The organism is Halomonas sp. ISL-56 (assembly GCF_018612805.1).
GTDB lineage: Bacteria > Pseudomonadota > Gammaproteobacteria > Pseudomonadales > Halomonadaceae > Vreelandella.
In genome coordinates this window covers 272,844-285,686 of the sequence record NZ_JAGGRO010000008.1, presented here as the reverse complement: position 1 = coordinate 285,686, position 12,843 = coordinate 272,844, and the positions used below count along the sequence as shown (strand labels likewise).

General features: G+C 53.4%; 8 protein-coding genes. All 8 read right to left on the bottom strand.

Features of this window, described 5'->3' with window-relative positions:
* Positions 1–17: 17 nt before the first annotated feature.
* Positions 18–3,101 carry a glycosyltransferase gene (locus J7J49_RS07285; RefSeq protein ID WP_215091403.1) on the bottom strand — a complete coding sequence of 1,028 codons (3,084 nt, stop codon included), beginning with the start codon at positions 3,099–3,101 and terminating at the stop codon, positions 18–20.
* A gap of 99 nt (positions 3,102–3,200) precedes the next feature.
* Positions 3,201–5,285, bottom strand: coding sequence for a coiled-coil domain-containing protein (locus tag J7J49_RS07280; protein WP_215091401.1), 2,085 nt, complete (start codon positions 5,283–5,285; stop codon positions 3,201–3,203).
* A gap of 43 nt (positions 5,286–5,328) precedes the next feature.
* Complete coding sequence (locus tag J7J49_RS07275) at positions 5,329–6,957, bottom strand: glycosyltransferase family 2 protein (protein ID WP_251048182.1); 1,629 nt, start codon at positions 6,955–6,957, stop codon at positions 5,329–5,331.
* 95 nt (positions 6,958–7,052) lie between these two features.
* Positions 7,053–8,390 (bottom strand): phosphoglucosamine mutase, encoded by a 1,338-nt coding sequence (glmM, locus tag J7J49_RS07270; protein WP_215091397.1) that lies wholly within the window; start codon positions 8,388–8,390, stop codon positions 7,053–7,055.
* A gap of 150 nt (positions 8,391–8,540) precedes the next feature.
* Positions 8,541–9,041 (bottom strand): hypothetical protein, encoded by a 501-nt coding sequence (locus J7J49_RS07265; RefSeq protein WP_215091395.1) that lies wholly within the window; start codon positions 9,039–9,041, stop codon positions 8,541–8,543.
* A gap of 135 nt (positions 9,042–9,176) precedes the next feature.
* Entirely contained in the window at positions 9,177–9,950 is a 774-nt protein-coding gene (gene cysQ, locus J7J49_RS07260) for a 3'(2'),5'-bisphosphate nucleotidase CysQ (protein ID WP_215091393.1), read from the bottom strand.
* Between the two features lie 75 nt (positions 9,951–10,025).
* Positions 10,026–11,930 (bottom strand): sulfate adenylyltransferase subunit CysN, encoded by a 1,905-nt coding sequence (cysN, locus tag J7J49_RS07255; RefSeq protein WP_215091391.1) that lies wholly within the window; start codon positions 11,928–11,930, stop codon positions 10,026–10,028.
* Entirely contained in the window at positions 11,930–12,832 is a 903-nt protein-coding gene (cysD, locus tag J7J49_RS07250) for a sulfate adenylyltransferase subunit CysD (RefSeq protein WP_215091389.1), read from the bottom strand. Before cysD ends, cysN begins: the two co-directional genes overlap by 1 nt.
* Between the last annotated feature and the right edge of the window lie 11 nt (positions 12,833–12,843).

The following is a 12,843-nucleotide window of genomic DNA, read 5'->3' as shown; positions in this document are numbered from 1 at the left end:
AAGCGAAGCGCTTCTGGTCAGATATCCCACACCGCTTTACGAAAGCCAAGGGTATGTCTCGTTGGCTCATCCCACTGATTTTTCTTGAACATTAGATCGAATTGACTATTGGAACGACCAGAAAGCACGCGTGTAGATTTCTGTAGTTTGTGCACAACACACGCATCGCTGACATGATAAATACGCAGCCCCAACAGGTGTCTTACCACATCGCAATAAATACGGTCAGAGCGATAATGGCGGCCAAATTGCGCATCTAGAGGCCCAGCGAGTCGATATGTTTCGCGGGGAATGTACACGCAGAAGAACGGTGCAAAGCTGATCTCCAACACCCGACCGTCATGCAATAACGGCGGAGTCACAATATTACTGTGATGAGCCGAGAGATTAACATCGCAAGGCTGGTCGGCATCGGCGTAAGGCACATGGGTGGTTAAGGTAGGCGTTCCACCCGGCAAAATTTGCTGGGGAACAACTAGCCCGCAATCCGGCAGCTGGGCCGCAGCCTGCTGCATGGCTTCCAGCGCACCGGGTTCTACTTGGGCATCATTATTCAGCAGCACCAGGTCGTGGTCTGGTTTAGCCGCTGCCAAGCCCAGGTTAACCGCATGGGTAAAGCCATAGTTGCAGGTATTAAAGATCGCTTTTAGCCGCCCTGCCGCCTGAGCCTCCGAAAGAAACTCCTTCACTGGCGACGAAGAGTCGTTATCCACCACAATGACTTCGAGCTTATTGCCAAGCGCCAGCGTTTCCAGGCTCGTTAAGCAATCGCGCAGATCCTCTAACGACTCGTAGCTGGGAATGACTACTGACACGCCTCGTTGCAGTGCAGTTGGGGCAGTTGAAGCCGCAGGAGCCCACTGGTGCCCAGTGGACTCACGTACCTGCTCTAAATAGCCAGCATACTCCGTGTTAGCGGTAAGCGTATTGGCAGCACGGCCATAGTAATAATGAGTCAAAACCACAGGCACCGAACAGAGGCGCAAATGCTGGCTATAGCGGCGGATCAGATCCCAATCCACAAACCTCGGCAACGATTCGTCAAATCCCCCACACTGTTGGTAAGCCTCTTTAGTGTGGCAAAACGAGTTGAGATCCACATAGTTTCTGTTGAACAACAGTGCGCGATTCAAAGGGCCAAACAACACGCCAGAAGGCTCCGTAGCGTTGCCGGTGTAGCGATATAACCCTGAATAAAGTGCCTGCGCCGTGGGTTCACGGCTAAACGCCCCCACCATGGCAGCCAAATAACGCGGATCCCAAACGTTGTCTGAGTCCAGATACGCAATATACGCCCCTTTGGCTTCCGCCAACCCCTGATTACGGGCATGGGAGACTCCGCGGTTAGCCTTCAGCGCAATCAGTTGAATACGCTCGCTTTTAGCGGCCTGCTGCTCACACCACTCACGTGTGCCGTCGGTGCTGCCGTCATCTACTAACAGCAACTCCCAGTTGGCATACACCTGACTACTTACCGACTCGACCGCCGCCTCAATGGTATCCAAACGATTAAAGCAGGGCATAATGACGGTAACTAGTGGCGCCGTGGCGAGTGACTGTGCATCACGAGCCAACCCATCTGCCACGTTCTCCATGGCGGCCAAACAACGCTTATCCGCCTCGCGAAACGGGCGTGACAAATACGGGTCAACCAACCCATTGGCAAGATAACCCGCAAAGTCGCTAAAGGAGCGCTGAAACTCCCATAGCGCATCGCCACTGGCCACAACTTGCCCACTCTGGGTATCAATTAATTCGATGTGATGGCTTTCGCCGTCTACTAGCTGAACAGGCGGATACGCCTCGAAGGCATGCCGCCCATCATGAATACCGTTATCACGCAGGTCATTGCGGAACTGATTAGCAACAACTTCAATATCATGACAGCCATCAATACGGATTAATGCCGAACGCGGCGCGCTGGAACCACTATCGGCCAACCAGCCACAAATCGCGAGATCGCCGTTGAGGTTAAGGTCTCCATTCAAGCCTTGTTTTCTGGCCGCTTTCACGCCACTCGTGCCAAGCACCTGCAATTCTTGAAGGTCACTACTATCGATCAGTAGCTCTGATGGCATGGTGCTTTCCAGCCCAGTCTCCATCTGATAAGGCGAAAGCTCGCCATTAGACCCATGGGGTAACAGCAACACCCGCTCTGACTGGGGGCGCACGACACCACCCACCAAACGTTCCAGCGCATGGGACAACTCACCATCCTGCTCGCCGGTTTCTGGCTCAAACATTAACGGTGCCACTTCGGCAGCCAAGGCAGAGAGCGCTTGGGGGCGGCACCAAAACATACTGCCAGCAAAAAAGCCCCAATCGCTTTCCAGGGCAACATTAACCCGCGGCGCCAGCTTTTCCAGCCATGGGCCATTGCCAAACCGCATTGCCAACTGGCTCATAAACAGCCGCTGTGGACCCGCTAACTGCAAGCGGGGGTCGCTACGTAGCTTATGCAGCAACGCCTGCACGCCGCCGCCACTCGGCAATACGCTACTCAAAAGCGTATCCCGCCACTGCTTCGCCACCGGTGTTACGCCCTGTTTAGTGTGCAACTTCAAGCACAGCGTATACTGTTGCAAATGAGGTATTAGCGAAAAAAACGGGGCAATATCCCGCCCCCGATTAGGGCAGTGCACCACCTTTGCACCAGGGTAGCGTTTCTGCAACGCCACAATTTCCCGCGTATTCGGCGCATGGGAGGTGGTAATAAACAGGTCGAAGGGCTCTTTCAGCAAGGCAAGCCTGTCACCTAACAGTGCCACCAGCTCAAGATGGTAAGCATGTAACACAACCGCAAGCTGTGGCACGGCAGGGGAATCGCCCTCCCCCACGACTGCCCGACGCCCTTCGCTGCGACCATGGCGTAGGTAGTGCAGCAACGGATCTAGCCCCGACGTAGCAACATCCGGGTAGCGGCGGGAATACTCGTCAGGATCAAAACCAGGCCCTGGGCAGCGGCCCAGCGCCCAGCCATAATTCACAAAATGTTCCAGCGGAGAAAGCTGGCTATGCTGCGCATCCGGGTAACGGTTGACATACCACGATGCATTAAATAACTCTGCATCTAATAACGACTGACGGTTAGCATCGCTCATTACAGTTCCTTTGCACTATACTTTAGTACTGTTTTTAGTACTGTTTTTAGTACTGCTTTTAGTACTGTTTAGTACTGTTTTTAGTACTACTTTTTAGTACTATTTTTTAGTACTGCGCTGCTCTTTTTCACCAAACTTAATGTAGTGTACAAGCGGGTTAATGCCGCTTTGAACCACATCAGGATTGTGCTCAAGATAGTAGGCGGAATTAAAGTCTGGGCACGGGTCGCGACCTTCGAAACCACCCATTAACAGGTAGTGGCGGGCAGGGTCTGCCGACATTTTGCTATCACGGGCAATATCCGGGTATTGCGCTAAATACCACTTCGCATCGAACCATTGACTCTTTTCAATTAACGCGACCTGGCGCTTGATCGCTCGTTTTGTCAGCGGTGGGGCTTTTGCAACACTATTTTGAACTGGCGACTCTACTTGAGGAGCAGCAACTTCTGGGAGCGATGGAGCCCGCTGAGCTTCCAACTGTTTCACCAACTCAGCCAATTCGTGGCTTTGGCGCTTGATCTCACGCTCATGCTGTTGCTGGGTCTCTTGGCGGGCTTTAGCATCCAGCTCCAGTTTCTGGTTAGCGGCTTTTGTATCCTCAAGCTCGCGCTGTAACCGCTCTCGCTGCGCTTCGTTTTTCTCTAACAGGTCAGTAATCACGGCCAGCTCGCGGAAGCGCTCATCCACTGCGTTGAGCGCCTCTTTTTCGCGCTCGTTTGCCGCTTTTAGCTGAGCAGAAAGCTCACTGTGCGCTTTCTTCTGCTGTGCCAGCTGTTGTTCTAGATCAGCACGGTTCTTTTCAACATCGCCAATCCGCTGATCCGCCTCCTGAAGCTTACGGGTCAGTTGGCCCAGCTCATTAAAGCGCGCCTGGAGCGACGACTCGGTTTTTTGCAGTTTATTGGTTAACCCAGTGTTCTCATCATGGGCGCTACGCAAGCTCTTTTCATTAGATTCAAGCAGGCTGGTTAGTTTGGCCAATTCGCCAAAGCGTGTTTCCAGCATCCGCTTATGTTCTTCCACTTCATGCTGGGCTTGGTTTAGCGACTGTTCGCTGGTTTTCAACGCCTGGGCATACTCGTGGGATTCAGCAGCATAACGCTCGCGTTGTTCACGGGCCTCGTTAGCTTGGCGCTCGCTTTGCTCACGAGCCTCTACTGCTTGGCGCTCCCCCTGCTCACGCTGACGCATCAGCTCTTTTTTCAGCTCATCGTTAAACTCTTCAAGCGAGCTAACCCGCTCAGCCAAACGGCCACGCTCCTGAGCGAACCGTGACTCCTGCTGCTCAAGGCGTACCTTCAGCTTTTCGCGCTCTTCACCTACCCGCTGTAACTGCTCTGACTGATCCTGCACACGCTGTTCGGCAGTAGCTAAGTTGCTCGCCTGTTCATTTACTCGGGCTTCCAGAGCTTGTGAAAGTGCCTGCTGGTAGCGCACAGTCACTTTATCCTGGCAACTGCGACCCAAACGGGCAAACACATCCTGAACCACCTGAGTAGAAGCAACCGACTCCAACGCTCCTAAAAGGTTTTTAAGCAATGGGGGCAGATCATTACCTACCGCAATAACCCCCAGCCCACCTGCATGGTGAAATACAAAGTGCGGATAGCGGGCTTTAAGGGTTTCAAAAGCACGGAACACAAGGCAGCCTGGTTCCCGGCGGGAAACCCCCGGCACCACCACGACACCTTGGGAGGAGAGCTTTGATAACCAGCGATCGAGCAGATAGTCCACGCTATTGTCATCGGCTTCTACATGCAGCAGTAACAGGTCGACTGAGCTATCATCGAACTGGTCAATCGCCCGTGTGGGAGTCGCCTCTAGCCACTGGCTAATCGTGGCGAAGTGATCAGCAGCATAGGCCCGAATGGCCTCAGCATCTTGCTTGCCTGCTGGAGTTTCATGCCCCCCTACCATAAAGCAACGGGTACCCAAACGTAGCCGTGAAGCGGCCTGGCAAACCGCAAAGTGCGCCACGCTATCTACTCCCAGCCCAACCGCCTGCTGTGGGCGCAGTGCCTCTACCAACCAAAACAGAAACGGCAGATGCTCCAGCCAGGGTGATGCCTCGCGGTAATCAGGTTGCCAAAACATTGACCCCTGGGCCAGCGTATTAATGGAAGGCTTGATACCAAGGTCTTTTGAGGCGTGTGGTGCTACCGGATGCTGTTGCTGACTCACAATGAATTCCTAACACGTAATAAATGGGCAATAGGATACCAGCTCAACCGGGCAAGTTGGCAGTTGGTGCTGGGAAGGGGCGAACACCTGGGTGGGCCGGCAGGTACAAATCGCTTGGCTGTTCGGCGCTCTCGTGCCACTGGGCCGCCGCATAACGATAATCACAGCGCACCCCGTTAAACTGGGTAACTAAATGTGTGGGGCCTGCCTGGCTAAGAGAGGCAGGCAAGCTACGGCCAAAGGCCAATGGAACGCCTCGCTTAACGCCACCAAAGGCTTTAGCGCCAAAGACAGCCGTAAAGCGCTGGAAATACTCAGTATCAGCATCCACTCTCACCACGTCCCAAAACCCTATTGTTTCAAAAACCTTCCGCCGAAACATAAACGATGACGTATTGCGATAAATCCATCCATCCATCGCTTCAACACGCCAACGAGTAAATAGCATTTCAGTAGAACAGCGAACCCAATCACTAAAGCACGCCTGCCATTCTGGCTTGCTTTCCAAGCCTGCCACCTGGACTTCAAGCTTTTGAGGGTGCGACCAATCATCACTATCGTGAACGGTGATAAATGCCCCCTGCGATGCTGCCAAGCCACGGTTTCGTGCCGCGTAAGCGCCCTGGTTGGTGGGCTGAGTTAGCACCCGAAAGCGAGAATCCTGCTGGCTAAATGCCTGGGCCACAGCTAGCGAGTTATCGGTAGACGCATCGTCCACCACGATAACTTCTATGTTGGCATAAGATTGTTCAGCCAGGCTGCGCAGTGCCGTTGCCAAGTGGGCCTCTGCATTAAATAACGGCACAATGACGCTGACCAGCTCGCCGCTCTCACGCGTAGAAGAACGAGCCTTTGCTGTGTTTTCGTGCGTTAAACTGTCGGAAGTTAAGTTATCGAGCGTTAAGGGCTGGTTAGCATCTCTAAGGGCGAGCGGAGAGTGTTTTGCACGGGTAAACAGCGCGTTAATATGTCGTAAACGAAACTGCTCCGTTAGCGCGCGTGCCTGTGAAGACGCAGGGGGTGTGGCAGGCTCCCCAGCCAGGGTAGCGGCCTGCACTGCCAACAAATTAGCCAGCGCTAAGGAGGTGTCAGGATAGTCGGGGAATGCGACCATTAATTGCTGGATACGCTGCCAAGCCTCCACGAGCTGGCCGTCATTGACCAGGGCTTCCACCTCCAATAAGCATGGGGCCGCCATAGCGGGCTTAACATCTTGCAGCGAGCGGCGGCGTGACAACACTTCCGCGCATTGTTGCCACTCTCCTTGCCAGGCAAACCAACGCCCCAGCGCCCATGCTGCATAACTGGCCTCCCAGGGGTCTTGATGAATAAGCAAGCCGTTCAGTGTCTTTAAATGCGTCGAGGTGTCAGCTTGTTGCCACAGTAGCTCCTCAACCTGGTGCGCCAGCAGGTCAACTGGCATGCGCCCCTCTTTTTCGCCATTACGTGTGAAGTGCAATAATGGACTAACGCCCGCCTTAGCGACATCCTGATGGTTATTAAGGTAATACTCGGCATCAAAACGCGGGCCAGCTTTGCGCCCCCAAGCCTCCCCCAGCAGCAGGTAATGCTGTGCGGGCGACATACCGGAAACAGCTACATCGGGGTATTGCATCATATACCAGTCAGCATCAAACCAAGGGCTTTGCTCGATGTCCGCGATATCTGACAAATATTTCTCGGTCTTATACTCAGAGGGCAAGCTAAGCGTTGAAGATGATGTCAAAAGTCATTACCTCGTGTAACAGGAAAACCTACCGTGATCGCCTAAGAAAACGCATCAGCAATTTGTTGGGCACAGTTTTGAGCCTGACCAGCATCCACAGCCTCGACCATCACGCGGATCAAGGGTTCCGTGCCGGATTTACGCAGCAGCACGCGGCCCGTTTGGCCAAGCTGCTGTTCGACTTGTGCGACGGCTTGCTGCACTTCTAGGGTATCAAGAGGATCATGCCCTGCTTGGGCGGTATAACGCACATTAATTAATGTTTGTGGGAGTTTGTGCATACCCTGCTTTGCGTCAAATAACGTTGCCTGTTGCGCTAGCAGGCTGGTAAGCACCCGCAGTGAGGCGATGATAGCATCGCCAGTGGAGGCGTGATCAAGGCTTAGCAAGTGGCCAGAGCCTTCCCCGCCTAATCGCCAGCCCGTGGCGTTTAGCTGTTCCAGCACATAGCGGTCACCTACCTTGGCGCGCTTAAAAGGAATATTCAATCCATCGAGCGCCTGCTCAAGCCCCAAGTTACTCATTTGAGTGCCCACTACACCACCAGTGTAACCCGCGCGCTTAGCCTCTTTCGCAAGTAGATATAAAAGCTCATCGCCATCGACCACGGTACCGGTATGATCCACCATCATCAGGCGGTCAGCATCGCCATCCAAGGCTATGCCCATATCTGCGTGATGGGCCAGCACTGCATCACACAAGCTCTGCATAGCCGTCGCGCCGCAGTTTTCGTTGATATTGAGACCATTGGGCGTGTCGTGAATACTAATTAACTCGGCGCCTAACTCACGAAAAACAGCAGGCCCTACTCGGTAGCCCGCACCATTGGCACTATCGATAACAATTTTCAGGCCATTCAAACTCAAATGCCCTGGCAGGTTAGCCTTGCAATATTCCGTGTAACGACCAGCGGCATCATCAATACGGCGTGCTTTACCGAGTCTCTCGGAGCTAACGCAGGTCATGCCGCCGTCAATAGCAACCTGCAACCAACGCTCAATTTCCTGCTCTTGAACATCATTAAGTTTATGACCACCCTGCCCAAAAATCTTAATGCCATTATCATAAAACGGGTTATGGGAGGCGCTGATCACCACGCCCGCATCCGCCCGAAACGTAGAGGTTAAATAGGCAACACCAGGGGTCGGCAATGGCCCCACCAGGGCAACATTCACACCCGCCGCAGAAAAGCCCGCCTCTAACGCCGATTCCAACATATACCCACTGGCACGGGTATCTTTACCAATTAATACTTCCCTAACACCTTCAGCGCCCAATACCTGGCCTGCGGCCCACCCCAACTTCATTGCAAAATCAGGGGTCATGGGAAACTCCCCCACGCGACCGCGTACGCCGTCAGTGCCGAAAAATTTACGCATTATTTAGTAACCTAATAAGTGAATCGTGAATCGTGAATCGTGAATCGTGAATCGTGAATCGTGAATCGTGAATCGTGAATCGTGAATCCAGGGAGTATAAGCGTTGCAGAGTGTGGTAACGACCTTGAATGAATATTCACTATAGTAAAGCTAATCTACAGTCTGGACTTCTTTAAGGATGGGTACTTCAACTCGACTAAGGCCACCCAACCTCCACGCCTCAACAGGATTAGTGCCCGCTGGGGCCCCGAATGCCCCCCAAACCACTCGAAACGTGGTTGCGTACAATGCCCCGTCTCCCATAAGTATGTTTGCATCAATATGAAAGCGACGCTTTTGCTCTTGCATTAATACATCATCAAGCTCGGTTATTATTTCAATATCCGCGATACCGTTCTCTTTGCATGCCTCATGGAAGGCAGAAAACTTTTCGTCATAATATGGATCGGGTTCGATTTTTCGTTGATGCATTGCAAGGTGTCTGTCTTTATCACCATCGCAGATCGCTTGAACAGCGGCATTTACCATACCGGTTGCTGTCTCGCTAAACACTTCCTCCGCCAAGGCAGAAGAAGATAGCAGCAGAGCAAGAGCCGTTGCGGTCAAAATAGAGGTTAGCTTTATTTTTTGTACCATTATTTTTTGTACCATTCCCATCTTCCCTTTGTTATTGAGCCCCGCCCGACTTCAAACATAGCATCAGTTCAGGTTTTATGATCAATACAAAAGCGATACTAGCGTCCCTTTACTGGTGACGAACCCGCAATGGCAGCGCCGGCCGCTGAACTAGCACCCCCACACCACAAAATAGGGGTTAAGCTTTTCACTGGGGGTGGCGTAGCTAAGCGGGGTGCCTTCCAGAGTTTCTACTCGGCCGCCTGCTTCAAGCACTACCGCGTGGGCAGCGCCGGTATCCCACAAGCAGGTAGGGCCCAAACGGGGGTAAGCATCAGCAAAACCTTCGGCAATGATGCACAGCTTCAGCGAACTGCCCATGGGTAGCATGGTGTGCTCACCCAGCTGTTCCAGCCAAGCGGCCAAATCAGGGCTCGGGTGCGAGCGGCTACCCACTACCCGCCAAGTGACACCCGCTTTAGGCTTACCTGCCACGGCAATAGCTTTGCGGCTTCCATCGGCTTCCACCTTAAACGCGCCCAGCCCTTGTGCGGCCACGTAGCCAACGTCAAGCGCCGGGGCAGTTACCACGCCGAGCACCGGCTTACCGTTTTCAATCAAGGCAATATTGACGGTGAACTCACCGTTACGCTTAATGAACTCTTTGGTGCCATCCAGCGGGTCGACTAGCCAATAACGGCCTTCAACATCAGCACCGGTAAAACCCTCTATATCCTCTTCAGAAAGGATGGGGATCTGCACCGGCAGCGCCTGCAAACCACGCATAATCACGTTATGCGCGGCTTTATCAGCCTCAGTTAGTGGGCTTTTATCGTCCTTCTCTTCCACGCTGAACTCGCGAGCGTAAACGCTCATAATGGCATCGCCTGCATCACGAGCGATGTGTTCAACAGCATCCAACAGGGCTTGATCAATAACAAACATACGCTTCTTCCTTGCATAAAAAAGCTGCCAAGTAGCGGCCAAACTCGCCACTACCTGACAGCTAGAGCATTCCAATCAGCTAATCATTCCACGCTCACGCAGCGCTGCGATCACGGCGTCGGCGGCTTCTTCTGCATCCATTTCAGATGTTTTCAAATGAACATCCGGCGCCTCAGGCGACTCATAAGCGGAATCAATGCCGGTGAAGTTTTTCAGCTCCCCACGTCGGGCCTTTTTATAGAGGCCTTTCGGGTCACGTGCTTCAACGACATCCAGCGGTGCATCGACAAATATCTCGATAAACTCGCCCGCTTCCAACAGATCCCGCGCCAACTGACGCTCACTGCGGAAAGGCGAGATAAACGCCGACATGACAATCAGCCCGGCATCCACCATCAACTTGGCGGTTTCCGCCACCCGGCGAACGTTTTCCACCCGGTCAGCGTCGGTAAAGCCCAAATCACGATTCAAACCGTGGCGCACGTTATCGCCATCCAGCAAATAGGTATGCTGGCCGTGGGCGAAGAGCTTTTTCTCCACCAGGTTAGCGATGGTCGATTTACCCGCCCCGGAAAGTCCGGTAAACCAAAGTACCGCGGGCTTCTGGCTTTTTGCCAATGCACGCGCCTGCTTATCAATATCCACATGCTGCATATGGATATTCTGACTGCGCCGCAAGGCGAAGTGCAGCATGCCTGCACCAACCGTATTGTTGGTCATACGGTCGATGAGGATAAAGCCACCGGTATCGTGGTTGTCTTTATAGGCATCGAAGGCAACGGCACGGTTAAGGCTTAGGGTACAAATACCAATACCGTTCAGATCAAGCTGCTTGCTCGCAGTGTGTTCCAGGGTATTTACATTGACCTGGTATTTGATATCCGTCACGGTCGCCGAAACCGTTTGAGTGCCCAGCTTCATCAAGTAAGGGCGGCCAGGTAACAGCGGCGCTTCGTGCATCCACACCAGGGTGGTTTCGAACTGGTCGGCGGTGTGAGCTGGCTGGTCAACGCCGGAAATCACATCGCCACGGGAGATGTCGATTTCATCGTCTAGCAGCAGCGTAATCGACTGACCGGCAACGGCCTCTTCCAAGTCGCCATCCAGGGTATAAATCCGCGAGACAGTGCTAGTGTTACCGGAAGGCTGAACGCGGATCTGGTCGCCGGGGCGTACCACACCGCTGGACACCATACCGGTAAAACCACGGAAATCCAGATTGGGGCGATTGACCCACTGCACCGGCATGCGGAAAGGCGAGCGCTGAAGGTGTTCCGCATCCAGCTCGACGGTTTCCAGGTAACCCAACAGCGTTGTGCCGTGGTACCAGGGCATTTTGGCGCTGTGCTCGATGACGTTATCGCCCTTCAGCGCCGACATGGGAATGAAAGTGATGTTCTCCAGACCCAGCTGTTTGGCGAAAGCGCGGTACTCTTCAACAATCTGGTCAAAACGCGCTTTGGAGTAGTCGACCAAGTCCATCTTGTTAATCGCCACCACTAAGTGGCGCATACCCATCAACGACATCAAAAAGCTATGGCGACGGGTTTGGGTCAAAATACCGTGGCGCGCATCGACCATCAAAATAGCCGCATCAGCGGTGGAAGCCCCAGTCACCATGTTGCGGGTGTACTGCTCGTGCCCTGGGGTATCTGCAACGATAAACTTGCGCTTCTCGGTCGAGAAGAACCGATACGCCACATCAATGGTAATGCCCTGCTCACGCTCGGCGGCCAGACCATCCACCAGCAGCGCAAAATCCATCTCGCCGCCCTGGGTGCCGTACTTTTTCGAGTCCGCTTCTATCGCTGCCAGTTGGTCTTCAAACAATAACTTGGACTCAAACAGCAAGCGGCCAATCAGAGTACTTTTACCGTCGTCGACGCTGCCGCAGGTAATAAAGCGCAGCAATCCCTTGTGCTCGTGGGCTTTCAGGTAGCCTTCGATATCCTCAGCAATCAGGTCAGATGAGTGAGACATTAAAAATACCCCTCTTGCTTCTTCTTCTCCATGGAGGCCGCGCTATCGCTATCAATCACCCGGCCCTGGCGTTCCGATGTTTTGGTCAGCAGCATTTCTTGAATAATGGCGGGCAAGGTGTCCGCTTCTGATTCAACTGCGCCAGTTAGCGGGTAACAGCCGAGGGTACGAAAGCGTACCTTGCGCATCATGGGTACTTCACCCGGCTCTAGCGGCATACGCTCGTCATCGACCATAATTAGCGCGCCATCGCGCTCAACCACTGGCCGTTCGGCGGCATAGTAAAGCGGCACAATGGGAATATTCTGCAGGTAGATATACTGCCAGATATCCAGCTCGGTCCAGTTGGAGATCGGAAACACACGAATCGACTCTTTGCCATTTTTGCGCGTGTTATACAGCTTCCATAGTTCGGGGCGCTGGTTTTTCGGATCCCAGCGGTGCTGCGCGGTGCGGAACGAGAAAATACGCTCTTTAGCGCGTGATTTCTCTTCATCCCGCCGGGCGCCACCGAAAGCTGCATCAAAGCCGTACTTATCCAGCGCCTGCTTCAAGCCTTCGGTTTTCATGATGTCGGTATGGATAGCCGAGCCATGGGTAAATGGATTGATATCTTTCTCAACCCCTTCCGGGTTGATGTGCACCAGCAGATCCATACCAATATCATCCGCCATATTGTCGCGGAATTCATACATGGCCCGGAACTTCCAGCGGGTATCAACGTGCAGCAGCGGGAACGGTGGCGGCGAAGGCGCAAAGGCCTTGCGGGCCAGATGCAGCATGACCGCGGAGTCTTTACCAACGGAGTAAAGCATTACCGGGTTTTCAGTCTCGGCAACCACTTCGCGCATGATCTGAATGCTTTCCGCTTCCAGTCGCTGTAAATGGGTGAGTGATGTCATCATCTATCCCA

Excerpts from the sequence above, each read along its gene's own strand:
- cysD (WP_215091389.1), bottom strand. The coding sequence starts at position 12,832 with ATGACATCACTCACCCATTTACAGCGACTGGAAGCGGAAAGCATTCAG.
- J7J49_RS07265 (WP_215091395.1), bottom strand. The coding sequence starts at position 9,041 with ATGGTACAAAAAATAATGGTACAAAAAATAAAGCTAACCTCTATTTTG.
- cysQ (WP_215091393.1), bottom strand. The coding sequence starts at position 9,950 with ATGTTTGTTATTGATCAAGCCCTGTTGGATGCTGTTGAACACATCGCT.
- glmM (WP_215091397.1), bottom strand. The coding sequence starts at position 8,390 with ATGCGTAAATTTTTCGGCACTGACGGCGTACGCGGTCGCGTGGGGGAG.
- cysN (WP_215091391.1), bottom strand. The coding sequence starts at position 11,930 with ATGTCTCACTCATCTGACCTGATTGCTGAGGATATCGAAGGCTACCTG.
- J7J49_RS07285 (WP_215091403.1), bottom strand. The coding sequence starts at position 3,101 with ATGAGCGATGCTAACCGTCAGTCGTTATTAGATGCAGAGTTATTTAAT.